At 67.4% G+C, this 19,870-nt stretch carries 13 protein-coding genes; 5 read left to right on the top strand and 8 right to left on the bottom strand.

The window, feature by feature from the left end:
- Positions 1–193 precede the first annotated feature (193 nt).
- From AC07PT_RS05250 to AC07PT_RS05230, 5 genes are all read left to right on the top strand, one after another.
- On the top strand, positions 194–1,459 hold the full coding sequence (locus AC07PT_RS05250) for an MFS transporter (RefSeq protein WP_494656009.1): 1,266 nt from the start codon (positions 194–196) through the stop codon (positions 1,457–1,459).
- Between the two features lie 74 nt (positions 1,460–1,533).
- Positions 1,534–1,908, top strand: a complete 375-nt coding sequence (locus AC07PT_RS05245) for a FlxA-like family protein (protein ID WP_492345415.1) — start codon at positions 1,534–1,536, stop codon at positions 1,906–1,908.
- Positions 1,909–2,150: 242 nt separating this feature from the next.
- A complete protein-coding gene (locus AC07PT_RS05240) occupies positions 2,151–3,335 on the top strand; it encodes a response regulator (protein WP_494656008.1) in 1,185 nt (394 codons plus the stop codon).
- Positions 3,319–4,038: a histidine phosphatase family protein gene (locus AC07PT_RS05235; protein WP_492345413.1), complete on the top strand. Its 720-nt coding sequence runs from the start codon at positions 3,319–3,321 to the stop codon at positions 4,036–4,038. Before AC07PT_RS05240 ends, AC07PT_RS05235 begins: the two co-directional genes overlap by 17 nt.
- Positions 4,035–8,405, top strand: coding sequence for a PAS domain-containing hybrid sensor histidine kinase/response regulator (locus AC07PT_RS05230; RefSeq protein ID WP_494656007.1), 4,371 nt, complete (start codon positions 4,035–4,037; stop codon positions 8,403–8,405). Before AC07PT_RS05235 ends, AC07PT_RS05230 begins: the two co-directional genes overlap by 4 nt.
- Before the next feature lie 20 nt (positions 8,406–8,425).
- On the opposite strand, the gene AC07PT_RS05225 is transcribed toward AC07PT_RS05230, so the two are convergent.
- The 8 genes from AC07PT_RS05225 to AC07PT_RS05190 all read right to left on the bottom strand — a co-directional run bounded on the left by AC07PT_RS05225 (position 8,426) and on the right by AC07PT_RS05190 (position 19,746).
- Positions 8,426–8,806, bottom strand: a complete 381-nt coding sequence (locus tag AC07PT_RS05225; protein WP_492345411.1) for a response regulator transcription factor — start codon at positions 8,804–8,806, stop codon at positions 8,426–8,428.
- Between the two features lie 12 nt (positions 8,807–8,818).
- On the bottom strand, positions 8,819–10,330 hold the full coding sequence (locus AC07PT_RS05220) for a sensor histidine kinase (protein WP_494656006.1): 1,512 nt from the start codon (positions 10,328–10,330) through the stop codon (positions 8,819–8,821).
- Positions 10,327–12,933 carry an MHYT domain-containing protein gene (locus AC07PT_RS05215; protein ID WP_492345409.1) on the bottom strand — a complete coding sequence of 869 codons (2,607 nt, stop codon included), beginning with the start codon at positions 12,931–12,933 and terminating at the stop codon, positions 10,327–10,329. The genes AC07PT_RS05220 and AC07PT_RS05215 overlap by 4 nt, the downstream gene beginning before the upstream one ends.
- Positions 12,930–14,336 (bottom strand): sensor histidine kinase, encoded by a 1,407-nt coding sequence (locus AC07PT_RS05210; RefSeq protein WP_494656005.1) that lies wholly within the window; start codon positions 14,334–14,336, stop codon positions 12,930–12,932. Before AC07PT_RS05210 ends, AC07PT_RS05215 begins: the two co-directional genes overlap by 4 nt.
- A gap of 232 nt (positions 14,337–14,568) precedes the next feature.
- On the bottom strand, positions 14,569–15,273 hold the full coding sequence (locus tag AC07PT_RS05205) for a DUF2894 domain-containing protein (protein ID WP_494656004.1): 705 nt from the start codon (positions 15,271–15,273) through the stop codon (positions 14,569–14,571).
- Positions 15,270–15,941, bottom strand: a complete 672-nt coding sequence (locus AC07PT_RS05200) for an OmpA family protein (protein WP_492345406.1) — start codon at positions 15,939–15,941, stop codon at positions 15,270–15,272. The genes AC07PT_RS05205 and AC07PT_RS05200 overlap by 4 nt, the downstream gene beginning before the upstream one ends.
- On the bottom strand, positions 15,941–18,922 hold the full coding sequence (locus AC07PT_RS05195) for a DUF802 domain-containing protein (RefSeq protein WP_494656003.1): 2,982 nt from the start codon (positions 18,920–18,922) through the stop codon (positions 15,941–15,943). Before AC07PT_RS05195 ends, AC07PT_RS05200 begins: the two co-directional genes overlap by 1 nt.
- Positions 18,919–19,746: a DUF3348 family protein gene (locus AC07PT_RS05190; protein ID WP_492345404.1), complete on the bottom strand. Its 828-nt coding sequence runs from the start codon at positions 19,744–19,746 to the stop codon at positions 18,919–18,921. Before AC07PT_RS05190 ends, AC07PT_RS05195 begins: the two co-directional genes overlap by 4 nt.
- Positions 19,747–19,870: the final 124 nt, after the last annotated feature.

The following is a 19,870-nucleotide window of genomic DNA, read 5'->3' as shown; positions in this document are numbered from 1 at the left end:
AAATGATTTCGGAGCGGCAATCTATTCCATTTGCGTTACGTCAAGGAATCTGAATTGGATTTTTGCTCAAGGGAAAACCCCATCTTCGGCGTGGCAACGGCGACACAAATCCACTGCTGCCAAAGTCCGAAAAATGAAACGAGCCACGCATTTATTTCATCTATGATTTTTATCTCCAACCCCTGAGCCTGCTGTGCCTTCAACTGCCTTTCAAAAATCCCTGGCGTTGTTGACCAGCCGGCGTTTCGGCACCTTCTGGGTCGCCAGCCTGTTGGCCAACATCGGCACCTGGGCGCAACAGGTCACCCAGCCCTGGCTCATGCTCAGCCTGGGCGCCTCGCCCCTGATGCTGGGCCTGGATGCCTTTGCGCTCAGCGCACCCGCCCTGCTGCTGACCCTGGTGGGTGGCGAATTGGCCGACCGTGCCGATCGGCGCCGCACCATCGCCTTGTTCCAGTCGATCCAGATGCTGTGCCCTTTGCTGCTGGTCGCAGGCGTGATGGGCGGCTGGATCCAACCCTGGGAAGTGGTGCTGCTCTCGCTGGTGGTTGGCGTGACCGACGCCTTGTCCATGCCGTCGTTTCAATCGATTGTTCCGTCCATCGTCCAGCACGAGCAGATCCCGGCGGGCATCGCCCTCAATGCCAGTCAATTCAACCTGTCACGCATCCTCGGGCCTGCGGTGGCGGGTCTGCTGATGGCCAGTGCCGGCATGGCCGGCGCCTTTGCCGTGAGCGCAGCGTCCTACCTGCCCTTCATCGGCGTGGCCCTGTGGGTGCTGCCGCGGCGCTTGCAAACGCCCCCGGCCCCCCCCCAGGTGCCGGGTCGCCCCCCCGCCCAGGCCCTGACCCAGAGCAGCCAGAGGCTCTGGCTGGGCCTGCGCGAGGTGCTGGGCCAGGCCCGGCTGCGAGGCGCCCTGCTGACCGTGTTCGTCAATGCCCTGCTGTGCGCCCCCCTGATCACCTTTTGCCCCGTGCTGGTCAAACAGGCCTTCCAAGGCGATGCTGCCCAGTTCAGCCTGAGCGCTGGCGCACTCGGTCTGGGGGGCCTGCTGGGCGCAGCCGCCTTGCTGGGGTTCAACGCCCAGCGCGACCGACGCCCCTGGTGCACGGGCTTTGCGCTTGCCTATGCAGTGGTCGTGTTGCTGGCCGCCATCAACCCCTGGGCTGGCGCGATGGCCCCCTTGTTTGTCCTGGCCGGGGTGGCCATGACTGCGAGCAATGCCTCTGCCAACACCTTGCTGCAATCGAGTGCACCCGAGCACCTGCGTGGCAAGACGGTCAGCCTGTTCATGCTGGCCATGCGGGGTGGGTTGTCGCTGGGCAGCCTGCTCACGGGGTTCAGCGTGCACCTCATGGGCGTGCGCAGCGCGCTGGCCCTCAATGGGGTCCTGGCCTTGCTTGTCTTGTCGGGCCTGGGTTGGGTCTGGCGGCGGGCGAGCCAGGGTCCCGATTTGTAAGCAGCAGGCAAAGAAACCGCATCAGAAATACCAAATCAGTTCATTTTTGGCTGATATGGCCGATACACAAGGGCATGCAAGTCAATTCCAACACCTCCAGCAGCGCCGTCACAAGCACCACCAGCTCGGGCGGAACCGACAGCGCCAGCCAGATTGCCGCGCTTCAAAAGCAGTTGCGGCAATTGACTCAACAACTCAAGGACATCACCAATTCCGATGGTGACGCCAAGACCAAGCAAAAGCGTGCCGCCTTGCTGCAGGCTCAGATTCAATTGGTTCAGGCCCAGATATCCGCCTTGCAACAACAGCAGCAGCAAGAAAAGCTGGACAAAGCTGCGAAGGCCCAGGAATCCAGGCCCGGCCAGGCCAGCGGTAAAAATCAACAGGCGCAGCAGAAAAAAGCAGCCGCCCAGATCGGCCTGGGCCAGCAGGTCGACGTCTACGTCTGAAAACGTTGAATGGTGGCGCATGCAGATCGCCTCAACGCAATAAGCCGGGATTTTCAGCCGGCTCGGTTCGATACCCCAGCGATACCTGGTGATTCATTGCGATGGGGGCTGGATTATCGAAGCGCTTCGTGTATCTTGTTGTATCAAACAGCCAATGGAATATCCATGCTCTGCTGATGATGCACACGCACCCTGCAATTTCGCCCCCGAATCCAGACGCCTTGGCGCCTGCAGGGCGCGTTTTGCCGACGGTTTTGCTGGTGGACGACACCAAGGAGAACCTCTCCGTCATCGGTCAGATGTTGCGTCCGCTCTACCAGGTCCGGGTGGCCAATTCGGGGCAACGTGCCCTGCTCGCGCTGCAGAACCCACCTCGACCTGATCTGATCCTGCTCGACGTGATGATGCCCGACATGAACGGCTACCAGGTGTTGGAGCAACTGCGGGCTGCCCCCTTGTGGCGCGACATCCCGGTGATCTTTGTCACCGCCCTCAACGCCGACGACGACGAAGAGCACGGTCTGGCCCTGGGTGCGGTCGACTACGTGACCAAGCCGGTCAAGCCGGCACTGCTGCTGGCCCGGGTGCATGCGCAGCTCGAACTCAAACAGGCCCGTGACCGCCTGGCCCACCAGAACGCCTTTCTCGACGCCGAGGTGCGTCGCCGCATGGCCGAAAACGAGTTGATCAAGAACCTCAGCCTGTTCGCCCTGGCCACGCTGGCCGAGAAACGTGACAACGAGACCGGCAACCACCTGCGCCGCACCCAGGCCTACATCGAGGTGCTGATGAACCAGCTGCTCGATCATCCTCGTTTCGCCCAGGCGCTGGCCGCACCCGACGTGCGCCAGCGCATTGCCAAGGCCGCGCCGCTGCATGACATCGGCAAGGTGGGCATTCCGGACGCCATTCTCCTCAAGCCCGGCCGGCTCACGCCCGAAGAGTTCGAGATCATGAAGACCCATGCGGCCATCGGAGCGCAGGCCCTTGAAGAGGCCATTGAACGTGCACGTGAACTGGAGCCCACGCTGACCCCTGTGGGCGCCGGCCCGGACGCCCCGGACGCCCCGGGCGCACCAGACGCACCAGACGCACCAGACACATCCGACAGCAGCCCTTCCCTCGAGTTCCTCGAAACCGCCCAACAGATCGCGGCCGGCCACCATGAAAAATGGGATGGCAGTGGCTATCCCCTCGGGCTGTCTGGTGAAGCGATCCCTCTGCCGGCCCGCCTGATGGCCCTGGCTGATGTGTTCGATGCACTGATCTCGCGCCGCCCCTACAAGTTGCCCTTGCCCATGGACACCACCCGGCAAATCATCACCGAGGGCCGAGGCCGCCATTTTGACCCCGACATCGTCGACGCCTTTCTGGCCCGCTTCGATGAGTTCAGGACCATTGCAGACCACTATGCCGATCAAGCCTGAGCCCGCATCGCCGCGACCGGCCCTACAACGACTCGCAGCCTGTGCCGCGCTGGTGGCGCCCCTGCTGCTGGGTCCGAGCCAGGCAGCCCGGGCCGCGGATGCCAGCCCCATGCCCGCACCGACTCCATTTCAGGAGGTCATGGCCAAACCCGAAATCCTGAGCCAGTTGCGATCCGGCGGCTACGTGCTCTACATGCGCCACGGCACCACCGACAACAGCCGGGCCGATGCCGTCACCGGCCTGCGCCTGGACGACTGCAGCACCCAGCGTGTGCTCAATGACGAGGGGCGCCGTCTCGCGGTCACCCTGGGCAACACCCTGCGCCAGGCCCGCATCCCGGTGGCTGAGATCTTCCACAGCCCCTTGTGCCGCACCACCGAGACCGTGAAACTGGCCTACCCCGACTTCAAAGGCCCGGTGCACGCCGACCCGGACCTGATGTACACCGCCAACCTGACCAGTGAACAGAAAAAGCCCGTGCTACAAGCCACCCGGCGCCTGGTCAGCACGCCGCCGGCGCCAGGCAGCAACCGGCTGATCGTGGCCCACGCCCCCAACATGGCAGACCTGATGGGCTACTTCGTCAAGCCCGAGGGCACGGTGGTCGTGCTGCGCCCACTGGGTTCCAACGGCTTTGAATACCTCGCCAGCATCCCCCCAGCCCTCTGGCCGCAGTTGCTCAAGGCGGCGCCGACGCCATGAAGTGGCGCACCGACTCCAAGCAACTGCATTTTCTGCTGCTGCTCTTTCTGCCGGTGGCGTTGGCCCTGCTGCTGGGTGGTGCGTTCAACCAGTTCACTGAACAGGAACTGCAACAGACTCGAAGCGAGTACGACCGGGCCCAGGCGCGCGACCTGGGCACCGCCAGCGAGGCCTCCTCGATCAGCCTGCAAGCGCTGGTCCTGCAGCAAGAGCTGACCGACGCGCTGGCGCAAGCCCAGGCCGGGCGCATCGACGAGGCCGGTGCCTACCGCCTGCACACCCGCATCGTTGACCAGGTGGCCCAGTTCGAGCAACGCCTGGCCCGTCTGGGGCAGGCCGACCTGTCAAGCGCGCAGGCCCAGGCCCTGCGCGCTGCCCAGACCGAATTCGGCGACTTCAAACGCTTTGTGCTCATGAGCACCGACCTGGCCTCGATCGACACCCGCCTCGCCGGCCAGCACCTGCTCACCGCCCATGAGCATTACGTGAAGCTGGCCTTGCAACTGCAGTCGTTTGACGAGCGACTCACCCAACAAGCCCAGCAGCGCAACGCCGAGGCCGGCCAGGCGCTGGACGCCATCCGCACCCGCATGCTGGTGCTCAGTGGCACCGCCACAGGACTGGTGCTGCTGCTCTGGCTGGCCGTGGCCGTGCGGCTGGCCCGACGCCTGGGCCGCCTCAGCGCCGCGCTTCGCCACCTCAGCGAGCACGGGGACGAGCCCGGCGACACGCCGCTGTTCACCGAACTCGTGGCCAGTGCCCGCCGGCATGGCCTGCTGGGCGACATGACCCGCGCCGTGCTGGCCTACCGCGACGCCCGACTGCAGCGCCGCGCTGCCCAGGACGCACTGGACGCCGAGCGCAGCCAACTGCGAGCCCTGATCCAGGGCATGCCCGATCTGGTCTGGCTGAAAGACCCCGACGGCGCCTACCAGGTGTTCAACCAGCGCTTTCTGCAGCAGACCGGGCGCAGCCCCGAATCCCTGCGGGGTCTGCGCGATCAAGACCTGTTCTCTCCTGAAGTGGCGGCGCTCTACCTCAGCGGCGATCAGATCGCCGTCGACACCGGCCGCTACGAGCTGCCGCCGCACTGGCGCACCTTTGCCGATGGCCACCGCGAGTTGGTGACCGCCATCAAAACCCCCATCCGCGACGCGCAGGGCCAGCTGCTGGGCGTGCTGGGCGTGGGCCGCGACATCACGGCCCTGCACCAGGCCCAGCAAGCCCTGGCCGACCGGGAACGCCAATACGCCAGCATCGTCAGCCAGGCCCCCATCGGCATCGTGCTGGTCGACCAGGCCACCCTGGGCTTCATCAGCTTCAATGAGGCGGCCTGCCAGGCCATGGGCTACGAGCGCGACGAATTTGCCCGGCTGAGCATCTATGACCTGCAAGCCCACCTGAGCCCCGCGCAAGTCGACGCCGTCGTGCAGCGCATCGTGTCCGAGAACGGCCTGGAGTTCGAAAACCAGCGCCGCAACAAACAGGGCGAGGTGCGTGAATTCTGGATCTCCATGCGCCCCCTGCAACTGGACGGGCGGGCCTGCCTCACCGGCGTCTGGATGGACGTGACCGAGCGCAAGAACACCGAGCGGGAACTGCAACGCCATCGTGAGCAATTGGAACAGCGGGTGATCGAGCGCACGGCCAGCCTGGAGGAGGCCAGCCGGCGCCTGTCAGAGCAGACCTTGCAATTGCGCTCGGCCAACAGCGAGCTGCGCGGCATCTTCGACCACGCCACCGCGGGCATCGTGATCCTGCAGTCGCGCCGGGTGTTGCGCTGCAACCGCAAGGTCGAAGAGATTTTCGGCTACCCCCCGGGGGCGCTGCTCAACCAGAGCACCCGGTTGTGGTACGGCAGCGATGCCGACTACGAAGCGGCAGGCCAGTTGATCGAGCGCCAGCTTGATCAACTGGGCCCCCATGTGCGCGAGCAGGAAATGCGCCGGCGCGACGGCAGCCGTTTCTGGGCCCGCCTGACCAATGCGCGCATCGACATTCCCGAGTTCCCCAACGCCATCATCGGCATCATCGAAGACGTGACGGCCGAGCACCGCCATGCCGAAGAGCTGCGCCGCGCCCGCGACATGGCCGAAAGTGCCAACCGCGCCAAGAGCAGCTTCCTGGCCAACATGAGCCACGAGATCCGCACGCCCATGAACGCGATCATCGGCCTGGCCCACCTGGTGCGCCGCGCCCCCTTGAGCGAACGCCAGGCGCAGCAGCTGGACAAGCTGTCGGATGCGGCCATGCACCTGCTGTCCATCATCAATGACATCCTCGACTTCTCGAAGATCGAGGCCGGCAAGATGACCCTGGACCCGACCGACTTCCAGCTCGAACGCGTGGTCTCCAACGTGTTTGCGCTGGTCACCGAAAAAGCCGAGGCCAAGGGGCTGGAGCTGGTGGCCGAAATCGGCAGCCTGCCCCGCATGCTGCATGGTGACGGTGTGCGCCTGGGCCAGGTGCTGCTCAACTTTGCCAACAACGCCGTCAAGTTCACCGAGCATGGCAGCGTGCGCCTGCGCGGCAGCGTGCTGCCCGACCGGGGCGATGGCCACCAGTGGCTGCGCTTCGAGGTGAGAGACACCGGCATCGGCATCACCGCCGATCAGCAAACCCGCCTGTTCAACGCCTTCCAGCAGGCCGACGTTTCCACCACGCGGCTGTATGGCGGGACCGGCCTGGGCCTGGCCATCAGCCGGCGCCTGGCCGATTTGCTGGGCGGCCAGGTCGGTGTCAGCAGTCAACCGGGCCAGGGCAGCACCTTCTGGCTCGAAGCGCCCTTCGAATCAGCCCCCGACAGCCCTGTCAACGGCATCATGCCCCTGCCACCGCGCAGCCGCGTGCTGGTGCTTGATGACATGGAAGAGGCCCGCGAAGCCCTGGGCGACCTGTTGCAGGGCTTGTCCGCCCGGGTCGATCGGGCCAGCTCGGGCGCCCTGGCCCTGGAGATGGTGGCCCAGGCCGACGCGCAAGGCGACCCCTACCTGATGGTGTTCTCCGACTGGCTCATGCCCGGCCTCAATGGATCGCAAACCTGCGAACGCATCCAGCAACTGCCCTTGCGCCAGCAGCCCGTGTGCATCCTGGTCAGCGGCAGCAGCGGCTGCCCCAGCGAGGTCAAGGATGACGGCATCTTTGCCGCCTTCATCCCCAAACCGGTGTTGCCCGCCTTGCTGGCCGACACCATCTCGGCCACCCTGGCCCAGGGTCGTGGCAACCTGGGCACAGCGCCTCACCCGGCCCAGGCCCAGCCCCGGTTCGCCCCCGGCCACCGCCTGCTGCTGGCTGAAGACAATGCCATGAACCAGGAAGTGGCCCTGGAACTGCTCAAGGACCTGGGCTTTGCCGTGGACCTGGCCTGCGATGGCCTGCAGGCCCTCGAGCAGGCCCGGCACCAGGCCTACGAACTGGTGCTGATGGATGTGCAGATGCCGGTCATGGATGGCCTGGAGGCCACGCGCCAGATCCGCCAGTTGCCCGGCTGGGCCAGCACCCCCATCCTGGCCATGACGGCCAATGCCTTTGCCGAAGACCGTGCCGTGGCGCTGGCCGCCGGCATGAACGACCACATCCCCAAACCCGTGGACCCGACCCTGCTGGCCCAGACCCTGGCCAAGTGGCTGCCCGCAGCCCTGCGGGCGCCAGACAAGGCAGACACGCCGCCCGTGTCCAGCCCCGGCACCGCCTCGATGCCGGCGCTGGGCGATACCGAGTTGCGCCAGCGCCTGCACCTGGTCGAAGGCCTGCAACTGGACGCCGGCCTGCGCTCGATGCGCGGTGACCAGCAGCGCCTGCGCAACTTCCTGCTGCGTTTTGCCACCGAACATGGCCAGGACCTGCTGAAGCTGCGCGACGAAATTCAGCAAGGCGAGCACGAGGCAGGCCAGCGCAGGCTGCACACGCTCAAGGGGCTGGGGGGCATGCTCGGACTGGAGCGGGTCCAGCGCCTGGCCCAGGCTGCCGAGCAAGCGTTCAAACATTCGCCCGAAGCCGCCCCGGACATTGATGCGGCCAACACCCAGGCCGTGCTCCTGGCACTGCAACAGGCCCTTGATGAAAGCTGCCAATCCATTCTGCAACGCCTGGGCCCGGACGGGACGGCCAGCACGCCAGCCCCCAGTCCGCTGCCCCAGGCCCCCGCCGGCTCGCTGACCCATCTGGCGGAGCCATTGGCCCATTGGCGCCGACAACTGGCCAGCGACGACCTGGACGCGGCCGAAGCCTTCGAGGCCCTGCGCCCTGCCCTGCAGCAAGCCGATCCGGCCCTGACACGGCAGTTGGCGCAAGCCATGGAGGCCTTTGACCTGGCCGAAGCCCTGGCCCTGCTGGAGCGCCACCCCAAGCCGCCGCCACCGGGCTGAAACCCACCGGGGCCGCCGCCTCAGCCCAGGGCCAGCACCCGCTGCACCCGCGCCAGCATGTCGTCCGGATCGAAGGGTTTGGTGGCGTAGTCGTCCGCCCCGGCCTCCAGGCCGCGCAAGCGATCGGCCTCCTGCCCCTTGGCCGTCAGCATCAGGATGTAGACCCCGGCCAGCGCCGGGTTGGCACGCACCTGCTGGCACACCTCGTAGCCACTGAGCTCGGGCATCATCACATCCAGCAGCACCAGGCGCGGCCGATGCGCCTCGATCAAGTCCAGCGCCTCGCGCCCATTGCACGCGCTCAACAGGCCGATCCCCTGGTCCTCCAGATCGACCAGGCTCTCCTCCAGCAGCATGCGGATATGGGGCTCGTCATCCACAATCAATACGGTGGTTTCCATCGTGTTCCTTGTTCAATTCGCGGCCTCGTGGCCAGGCCATTCCATCCCGACCCGAAACCAGAAACGGCTGCCCTGGCCCGGCACACTGTCCACGCCCAGTTCGCCCCCCATGCGCTCCACCAGGTACTTGCAGACGGTCAGGCCCAGGCCCACGCCTTCGTGGCGACGCCCGCGCTCGCCATCGCCCTGCTCGAAGCTGGCGAAAATGCGCGCCATGTGTTCGGCCGGAATGCCCTCGCCCTGATCCTGGACGCTGAACACCAGCCGGGGGGCACCGGCCGCGCCGTCTTGCAGGGCGGCCTCCACCGTGATCAGCCCCTGACTGGAGAACTTGACGGCATTGCCCAGCAGGTGGCGCAGCACCTGACGCAGGCGATTGACCTCCCCGAGGGCCCCCGCCTCCAGCTCCGGATCGATCCGGGTTTGCAACTGCAGGCCCTTGGCCTGTGCCGCCGGCCGCTCGGCCGCCACCACCGCCTGCAGCAGGTCAACCACGCTGAAGGCACTCAGGCGCCGCGGCCCGTCGTCGTCGCCACGCGATATTTCCAGGATGTCATTGAGCATGCCGTGCAAATGACGGCCTGAGTTCTGGATGCTGCGCGCAAACTCCAGGCTATCGGGTTCCTGCAAGCGCAGCGCCAGCAGGTCCGAAAACCCCAGGATCGCGTTCATCGGGGTGCGCAGTTCGTGGCCCATGTTGCGCAAGAAAGCGTTCTTCGATCGGTTGGCGCTCTCGGCCCGGTCCAGGGCCCCACGCAGTTGGTCGGTCAGCAGCGCGTTCTCCAGCACCACGGCGCCATGGGCCGCCAGGGTGACCAGCAGTTTGAGGTGGTTGGCCTGAAACACCACCGCCTGGCGGCTGCCCACCAGCAAGGCGCCCAGTTCTGCGCGCGGGGTGACCATGGGGGCCACCATCAGACTCCCCTCGCCCAGGGCCGCGGGCAAGGCTTCGCCCGCGTTCACGATGTCGGCCTGGCGCATGGCACAGGCGCGCTGCGCCACCTCGCCGCCCCAGGGCGCGGCCGCGGGCGTGTGCAGGCCTTGCTCGGGGCCCAGGCCCTGCGCCAGCAGGTTGGCATCGGTGCTCAGCAGCAAGACCTCCAGCGGCAGGCCCGGGATCAGGCGCGCAGCCTCGTGGCGCAGCGCCTGCAACACCTCACGAGCCGGCATGTGGTGGTTGATCACCTCGTGCACCCGGAACAGCAGATTGATCTCGCGGTACTTGGCCAGCGCCTCCTCCACCAGCAGCCGGCGCTCTTCCTCCTGCATCAGCAAACCATTCATGGCCGCGGCGAGCGCGGGCGCATGCAAAGGGGCCGCCAGCCACAAGCGCTCGGGCAGCAGGCTGTCCAGCGGCACCCGTGGCCAGGCGCAGGCCGGCTCAGCCTGGCCGATCTGTCCTGCAACGGCTTCGCCCTGCTCATCCATCACGCACCAGGCGCTGTCCAGTGCCTGGGCCACACGGCCCAGCGCCTGGCCCAGCGCCGGCCGGTTCAGGGCGCGGCGGGTGGCGCGGGCGATCATGCGTCAGGCAGGGCCGGCACAGAACCGGTCACCACGAGGTACACCCGCTCGCCCTCCCGCGCCGCCTGCATCGACGAGGCCACATGCAGGGGGTCTTCAGAGGACGAGAACACCACCATCATCTCCGGCAAGGCCGCCGCCCGCTCACCACGCTGCACCTCGGGGCCCAGCACCTCCACCTGGTAACCCTTGGCCCGCAGCATCTGGGTCACGGCCACCACGGGTGCTTCGCCATCGTCCACCAGCAACATGCGCTTGGTGGATTCGCGCCGTCGCAGCAGGCCATCGATTTCGGGCAGCAGCACTTCCATGTTGATGGGCTTGGACAAGTAGCTGTCCGCCCCCACCGCACGGCCACGGGCGCGGTCATCCACGATGCTGAGGATGATGATGGGGATCTTGTTGGCCTCAGGCATGGAGCGCAACACCGCGGCCACCTCGAAGCCGCTCATGCCGGGCATCATCACGTCGAGCAGAATCAGATCGGGCGGCGCCTGCTTCACCTGCCGAATGGCCTGCAGGCCATCGGCGGCCTCGTGCACCCCGTAGCCCACGGCCTCCAGCTCCAGCCTCAGCAAGGCACGGATGTTGGTCTCATCGTCCACCACCAAAATGGTGCGCGGGCCCTCGCTCAGGGCAGCCAGGGCGCTGGCCGGCGGGGCGTCGGGTGCCTGCGCCGCGCCCCCAGCCAAGGCCTCATCGGGCAGGGGCAACGCAAAGTAGAAGGTGCTGCCCTGGCCGATCTGGCTTTCCACCCAGATCTCGCCCCGGTGGTGTTCGATCACCTGCTTGCTGATGGCCAGGCCCAGCCCGGTGCCTCGTGGTTTGTCGGTCAGGGTATTGCCGACCTGGCGGAAGCGCTCGAACAGCTGCTGTTGATCAAAATCGCTGATGCCGCAGCCCTGATCGGCCACCGCCACCGTGAGGCGCCCGCCCTCCAGGCGCGCCCAGCAACGCACCTCGCCGTGTTCAGTGAACTTGGCGGCATTGGACAGCAGGTTGATGATCACCTGCAGCAGGCGATCCGGATCGCCGCGCAGCAGCGGCAAGGGGCGGGCCACCTCCAGTTGCAGGGGCAGCGCCCGCGGCTGGTAGAGGGCGGCCGTGGCATCCACCGCCCGTTGCAACAAGGCGCCCATGTCCACGGGTTCATCACGCCATTCGATCTTGCCCGCTTCGATCTTGGTCAGGTCAAGCACGTCGTTGATCAGATTGGTCAGACGCTCGCCCTCGGACACGATGATGTCGAGCTGCGACTGGATCTTCTCGACCACCGAGATCACCTTGCTGTCCTCGGGGTTCAGCGCCGGCAGCACGCTGCGCTGGAACTGCTTGCGGATCACCTTGGCAAAGCCCAGCACCGAGGTGAGCGGGGTGCGCAGTTCGTGCGACACATTGGCGATGAAATCGGTCTTCATGCGCGACACCTCCACCTCATGGGTGATGTCACGGAAGGTGATGACCAGACCTTGCGGCCCCGGCTGGGCCAGGCCGCTGTCCTGGCCCAACACGGTGGCAACCACCCGTGCAACCCGGCTGTCCAACACCGCCACCTCGGCCGTCAGGGAGGCACTGGCGCGCGGCGTGTCCAAGGCCCGCCCCACAAAATCGGCCACTTCGTCGCCAAACAGGGCGCTCACGGGCTGGCCCGCCACGGGTGAGCCGCTCTCATCGTCCAGGCCATACAAGGCCAGCAGGGCCGGGTTCACCTGGGTGATGCGGCCCTGGCCGTCGGTCACCAGCAGGCCATCGCCCATGTTGTCGAGCACCGCGGTCACCTTGCGCAGCATGGCCTGCATGGCCTCCGCACGCTGACGGGCCATCGAGATGCGGGCCGAGGCCACCAGAAAGGCCAGGCCGCCGAGCAGCAGCAGCACGGTCAACAAGCCCACCACCGTGGCCAGGGCGGTCGGGTCGGTGAACCCGGAGACACCCGAGGCCCCCGCCGGGCCGGGCAGAAAATATGCACCCGCCATGGCGGTGTAATGCATGGCCGAGATGGCCAGGCCAAGCACCGCCCCGCCGGCCAAGGAGCCCAGGAAAGGGTGCCGCCCCAGACGCGTGCCCAGCAGCCGCTGGCGCAGCCACAGCGCCCCGATGGCCAGCAACACCGCCGCCACGATCGACAGCATGAACAGCCCGCTGTCATAGCGCAGCACCCCGTCCAGGCGCATCGCGGCCATGCCCAGGTAGTGCATCAGGCCCACGCCTGCCCCCATCACGCTGCCCGCCAGCCATAAAGTGGCCGGGCCCGCACGGTCGCGTGCGGCAACCTGCAGGGCCACGGCCGCAGCCGCCACCCCCGGCAGCACCGACAGTGCCGTCAACCAGGGCTCATACTGAATACCGCAGGCCAGGCGCAGGGCCGTCATGCCGATGAAATGCATGGCCCAGGTGCCCAGGCCCAGCATCAGCGCCCCCAGGGCGATCCACCGAGGGCGGTGAGTCTTCTGGTTGGCCATCTCCAGCGCGCAGCAGGCCGCAAAGACTGCCAGCAGCACCGAGACCAGCACCTGGGTGGGCTGGAAGTGCATGTCGTAGGCCCGCAGCACCTCGTCGGGTGAGGTGATGAAGCTCAGGGGCAAGACGGTAGACAGGTTCATGAGACGCCTTCGGTGTGAAGCTGTACGGGAGTGGTCTGGCCGAGGGCGTCGGCGCGTGGGCCGCCTTCTGCCGGCTCAGCCTGTGGATCCAGCGGCAATTGCAGGACAAAGCAAGCACCGCCCTGCTCGCGGTTGTGCGCCGTCAGCTGGCCCGCATGCCGGTGCACGATGCCCCAGCTGATCGACAGGCCCAGGCCCATGCCCTGCCCCACCGCCTGGGTGGTGAAAAAGGGGTCGAAGATGCGGCCCAGGTGCTCGGCCGCGATGCCGGGCCCGGTGTCCTCAAAACGCAGTTCGACACGCGCCTCGTCCAGCCGGCGTGTGGCAATGCGGATGCAGCCAGGCCCCTGCAAGGCCTGCACGGCATTGGTCAGCAGGTTCATAAACACCTGATTCAGCTGCGGGGCGATGCAATGGACCAGCGGCATCTCGGGTGCGGGTTCCAGCTGCACCTCGCAGCCCGGCGGAAACTGGCCGGCCATCAGGCGCAGGGTGGCCTGCAGGCCTTCGTGCAGGTCGGCCCAGGCCCAGTCCTCGCGACCGAAGCGCGAGAAGTTCTTCAGGTCGGCCACGATGCGGCTCACCCGGTCAAGCCCGTCGCGGCTTTCGTCCAGCATCAGCGCCAGATCCTCGCGCAGGTAGGGCAAATCCTTGTCTTGGCACAGGCGCAGGTAGTCGGCCCGGGCCGGGCTCGCCGCGGCCTGCTGGCACACCGCATCACCGGCCTGCAACAGGGCCAGCACATCGTCGACATAGCCCTTGAGCGTGCCCAGGTTGGAGCGCACAAAGCTGATCGGGTTGTTTATTTCGTGCGCCACACCGGCCGCAAACTGCCCCAGCGAGGCCATTTTTTCGGACTGCAGCAACTGCAGCTGCGCCTGCTCCAGGCGCTGGTTGAGTTCACGCTGGCGGGCCAGGGCTTCGGACAGGCTTTGCGTGCGCTGCTGCACGGCGGCCTCCAGGCTGTCGTTGCGCAACTGCAGTTCGTCGCGGCCCTGCTTGAGCTCCAGCTGGGTGCGCACCCGGGCCATCAGGATGGGCGAGCGAAAGGGCTTGGTCAGGTAGTCAACCGCCCCCAGCGTCAGGCCCACCCGCTCGTCGTTCTCGTCGGTCATGGCGGTCACGAAGATGACCGGGATCTCACAGGTTGCCGGGTCGGAGCGCAGGCGCCGCAACACCTCGTAGCCATCCATGTCGGGCATCATGATGTCGAGCAGGATCAGGTCGGGCCGCGGGCTGGCGGCAGCCAGTGTCAGCGCCAGGGCGCCGGAATCGGCCTCCAGCACCTGGTAGGCCGGGCTCAGCAGGCCACGCAGCAGGATCAGGTTGACGCGCTGGTCGTCCACCAGCAGAACCACCGGGGCAGCAGGTCGCGTCGCAGGCTCACAGGTGCTCGAGGTCATCAGGGTCTCCGTGGGCTGGCAGCCCAGGGCCAGCGGATGCACAGGGTCAATTGCAGCCCCCCAACCAGTCTGGCGGGACGGCCTCAAAGGACCAAATGAACACGTTCATCAAAGAACGCATTTCACAGAGCGTGTTTATACCTCACAAACCCTTTTTTGCCACATTGAAACGGCATAAATAATTTCAGAAAATCATTTATGCAATTTTAAAATCTGCAAAACCTGGGTCAAGCTACGTGCGTTTGACCCGACGCTGTGCAGCCCCGGGCTTGCCTTTGCCCTTGGGCGGCTGGGGCTTCTGGCCGGCAGCGTCCAGCCACAGCAAGGCATCGACGTGCGTCACAAAGCGGCGCAGGTAGTCGGGCGACAGGCCCCGCATCAGGTCCAGCGAGCGCAGCAACAGCGCGTGCGAATTGAGCGGGCCGGCGTTCTCTGGCTTGCGGCCCAAGGCTTCCGTGACGCGGGTCTCGGCGCGCAGGCGCGACCAACCCTCGCGAAACCGGGTCACGCTCTTCATCTCGGGTCGGCCGGCCGGGCTGCGCACGGGCGCCGACACCGCCTCCTCGCCATCGGCCAAGGGGGCCGGCGCACTGGCCTCACGCAGCAGGCGGTTCAGCTCGGCCAGCACCGCGGCCGGTGCGGGGCGGGTCAAGGCCGGGTCGCCGGGCGCCGGACGGGGCTCGTTCACAGCCCGGGCCAGGGCCTGCTCAAAGCGGTCCAGCGCCTCACCCAGGCGCCGCTGCAAGCGGGCCCGCAAGGGCCCATAGTGCGCCTGCGCCTGCGCCTGGCGGGCCAGGCTTTCCAGATAGGCCAACCCGATGGGGTCGGCCTGCCCCGCCCCGGCCTCGTGCAAGGCCTGCAAGCGGGCCAGGGCCCTAGCCAGTTCGTCTGCGTCGGCCAGGGCGGGCTCCATCGCTGGGGGCACAAGCGACATCATGGACGTGGGTCGCGGCCGTCAGTCACGGCCGCCGGGGCCGGGGCCGATTTGGGCACAGGCGCCATCTCGACACGCCGGTTCAGCACCCGGCCGGCCTCGTTGGCGTTCGAGGCCACGGGCTGCTCGGCCCCGAAAGCGGCGGCAAAGGTCTGCGACGAGGGCATGCCCTCGTCCACCAGCGCCCGGGTCACGGTCAAGGCCCGCTGGGCCGACAGCTCCAGGTTGTCGGCAAAGCGTCGGTTGCCTTCCTGGATCGGGCGGTCATCGGTGAAACCACTGACCATCAGCATCTCGTCACGCTCGGCCAGGTACACCTTGAGGGGCTGCACCAGGCTTTTGAGCAAGGCCCGGCCTTCGGGCCGCAACTGGTCTGAGTTGAACGGAAACAGCACGCTGCCGCTGATGCCGATGCGCCCGTTGTTCAGCGTCACCCGCCCTGCCGCCAGCGGGCCCGCCAGCGCCTTTTCCAGGCTGATGCGACGCCGTTCCTCGACCTGGCGCTTCTGCACCTCGACCTGAAGGTGGTCCACCAGGTCCATCTGCACCACCAGCACGCCCAGCAGCACCAGCACAAAGGCCCCCAGCAGGCCGGTCATCAGGTCGCCGAACACGGCCCACACCGGAGCGGTCTGCTCCAGGCCCTCGTCCATCTCCTCCAGCTGGCTCATCAGGCGCTCCCGGCCGCCGTGGCCTGGGCCTGCAGGCGGCGCAGATCATCCACGATGCCGCGCTGCGCGCTGATGCTCAGGTCGATCACCTCGCGGGCCTGGGCCACGTAGTAGGCCAGTTGCTCGTCGCTGCGCGCCATCGACTGGGTGATGGCGGTCTCGACCCGTTGCAGGCCCTCGGCCAGCTTTTCATTGCTGCTGCTGAACAACTGCACCCCTTGATGGAAGGCCTCGCCCAGGCTGGACAGCTCGATGGCGCCGCCGCGCAGGTGCACGGCCAGGTCCTCGGCACGCACGGCATGGCTGCTCAGGGTCTCGGTGAACTGGGTGCCAGCCTGGCCCAAGGTGCCCAGCGCCTGGCCCAGCAGGGCCTGCACGCTGTCGCGCTGCTCGGCCGAGGCCTGCTCCAGGCTCAGCAGCAGTTGGTTCAGGCGCTCCATCAGGCCGCTGCGTTCTTGCAAGGCGGCCTGGTCACGCAGGTCCAGCGCGCCCATTTGTTCGCGCACCTGGGCCAGCAGCGCGGTGGCGGCCTGCGGCACCTCGGCGGCACTTTGCATCAGGCGCGCCATCGGCGCCTCCAGGGTCTGGCCCAGGGTGGCCAACTGGCTGGCCAGTGCCGCCTGCAGATCGCCCAGGCGCTGCACGGCAGCGTCGCCGCGGCGCGCTTCATCGTCGCGCAAGGCGCCCAGCTCCTGGCGCCACAAAGCGGCCAGCTGGTCCATGCGTTCGCCCTGTTGCTGCAACCAGCGCTCCTCGGCGGTGCTGCGGGCCTGGGTCAATTCGTCCTGGCGGGCCACCAGGGCGGCCATGTCGGCCAGGGTGCGGCGCGCCTGCTCGGCACTGCGCTCGCCCAACTCACCCGCCGTCTTCTCCAAGGTCTGGCACAGCTGCTGCTGACCGGCCAGGGCCTGCTGGCCCACGCGCTGCCACTCGACCTGCAAGGTGCCGGCCATGCTGCCCAGGGCCTGTGACCAATCGGCCAGGCGCTGTCGGTCTGCCGCCTCCTGTGCGGCCTGTGAGCGGATCTCGGCCTCGGAACGGGCCTGGGCCAAGGCATCCAGGCGGCTGAGCAGCTGGCGGGTCTCGGTCAGGGTCTGCCGCGCCTGCTCGGCGCTGTGCTCGCTGATGGTGGCCGCCGTCTGCTCCAGGGTCTGACTCAGGGCCTGCTGCTGGGCCAGGGCCTGCTCGCCCACACGCTGCCATTCGCCCTGCAGGCTTTGGGCGACCGAACCCAGGGCCTGGCCCCAGGCTTCCAGGCGCTGGCGGTCAGCCGCCACTTGCTCGGTCTGGGCCTGGGCCTCGGCATCGAGCCGGGCCTGGGCCAGTTGTTCGAAGCGGGTCACCAGTTGGTCCAGGTCGGCCCGGGTGCGGGCCGCTTGCTCGGCGCTGCGCTCACCGATGGCGGCGGCCGTCTGCTCCAGCGTGCGGCTCAGGGTTTGCTGCTGCGCCAGGGCCTGCTCGCCCACACGCTGCCACTCGCCCTGCAGGCTTTGCGCCACCGAGCCCAGGGCCTGGCCCCAGGCTTCCAGGCGCTGGCGGTCAGCCGCCACTTGCTCGGCCTGGGCCTGGGCCTCGGCATCGAGCCGGGCCTGGGCCAGTTGTTCGAAGCGGGCCACCAGTTGGTCCAGGTCACTTCGGACGCGGCTGGCCTGTTGGGCGTTGCGCTCATCCAGGGTGGCGGCCGTGGTCTCCAGCGCGGTGCAGACCGCCTGCTGCTGAGCCAGTTGCTGGGCCCCCAGTTGCCGCCATTCGGCCTGCAAGGCCTGGGTCATGCCCCCCAACCCCTGCGTCCAGGCCTGCAGGCGCTGCTGGTCGGCCTGGGCCTGTTCGGTGCGTGACTGGCGCAGCGCGTCGTGCACGCCCTCCACCAGGTGCAAGGAGCGCTGCTCGAAGCCGGTCGTGAAGGCGCTCAGGCTCTGGTCCAGGCCCTGCATCAACTGGGCCCCGGTCTGCGACTGCTCTTGCAAGGCCTGCTGCCAGTGGGCGGCCACCTGGCCCACGGTGGCACTGAATTGAGCCGACAGGCCCTCGGCCTGGCTTTGCGCCACCTCACCCAGACGCTGGTGCAGTTGCCCAGCCTGCTGTGCGATGTCAGCCATGGCGGCCTGCACCACCGGCTGGATGCTTTCGCCCGCGGCCCGGGCCCCGGCGCTCAGGCTGTCCTGCAACGAACGGCCCACGGCCGTGGCCAGGTCGGTGTAGGCCACGCCGGCCTGTTGATGGAACTGGTCCTGGCGGGCCAGCAATTGTTCGTTCAGGCGTTCGCTGCGCTGCTCCAGCTGTTCCATCAAGGTCTGCAGGCGTTCGGCCACCACCGGCAAGGCTTGTGACTGACCTTGCAAGGCCTTGTAGGTCTGTTCGCGCTGGTGGCTGAGCGAGAAGGGCCGAAGCACACCGGCCACGCGGCTGTCCAGCAGGCGCGAGACCTGCAGCCGTTCGCGCCGGCTCAGGGCCGACAGCAACCCCAGCACGGCCGATGCGGCCACGCCGGCCACCGAGGTGCCAAACGACAGGCCCAGGCCCTTGATGGGCGCAGCCAGCGCGCTGCGGATGGCCTGCAGATCGGTCGACCCCTCCAGGGCAAACACGGCGCCCTTGAAGGTGATCACCATGCCCAGAAAGGTGCCCAGCATGCCCAGCATCACCAGCAAACCCACCAGGTAGGGGGTGAGCGCCAGGCCCGGCAAGGCGGCCCGCTCGCCCTCGACCCGCAGGCGCACGGGGTGGCGCAACGCCGATGGCAGCTGTTGCAGCCAGGTGGCCAACTCGGCCGGTGGCTGGCTCAAGCCCTCCAGCGCCTCTTGCAAAGCCTGCGTCGCCGCCCTGAAACGGCGGACCTCGAAGGCGCCCAACAGGTACACCCCGGCAATCACGCCGGTCATCAACAAGGCCACCCAGCTCGACCCGACAAAACCCCAGGCCACCCAGCCCACGCTCAGCAGCCCCGTGGCAAAGGCCAACGCAAAAACAAACCTGTTCATTGAATTCTTTTCTCGATCTCGTTGCCGAAAGCTTCCATCAACCCCACCACCGGCTGCAGCCGGACCTCCAACTCGGCCACCAGGGCCTCCTGCCACTCGCGGCTGAAGCCATGCAGCCAGCCGCCTGGCCGCCAGTCAGCGCCCGGTGCAGCCGCTGCCTCTGGCGCTTGGGCCGCCCGGGCGGCCTCGTGGGCCTGGCGCAGCTGCTCGAAGCGCCGCTCCAACAGCGGACTGACCCGACCCAGCAGTTGCTGCCGCCGGGCGTCAATCATCTTGTCCATCGCAGCGTCCAGGGCGGCCAACTGCTGCAGGCGCGGCGTAGCCGCCCCCAGCACCTGGCGCACATGGCCACGCAGGGACGCGATTTTCGTCTCCATCTGGCGCTGCTGATCGAGGTAACGCTGCTGAAATGCGGCATAAGTCCCCTCCCCGCCCGGCAATTCGGTCTGGTCGACGTACTTGCTCATGCCCGCAGGCAGGCGCATGCCGGGCAGCGAGGCCGGCCCCTGCCCGGCCGCAGCCGAGGCCACGGCGGCCGCATTCACATCGGCCAGGCCACGCAGCAGGCTGCCGCGCACGCGCTCCAGCAGCTTTTTCAGGGCGGCCAACTGGGCCTCGGTGGGCGGTGTCGCCGGCGCCGCCCCGTCGGCCAGGGCCTGGAGCTGCTGCTGCACACCGCGCAGGGTGATGGCGTCGAACGCACTGAGCCACTGGCTCAGACGCTCGGCGAAATCGCGCTCTGCCCCCCCGGAAACAGGCCCTGGCACACCGGCGCGCTCGGCCAGCAGGCGGACCAGCGCAGAGCTGGTGAAATTCGTTTGCAACTGAAAAAATCTCGTCTTCTGATAAAAGCCCGCGCGCGGCAAGCCGCCCCGCAGCACAGCCCGCATGCCCCCCGAACACAGCCCCGGACCGGGGTGCCAAAGGGTGAGATTGTCTTACAGACTG

Source organism: Curvibacter sp. GW821-FHT09D12, from assembly GCF_059416245.1.
The sequence above is the reverse complement of the archived record's forward strand: the minus strand, read 5'-3'. Positions and strand labels throughout refer to the sequence as shown.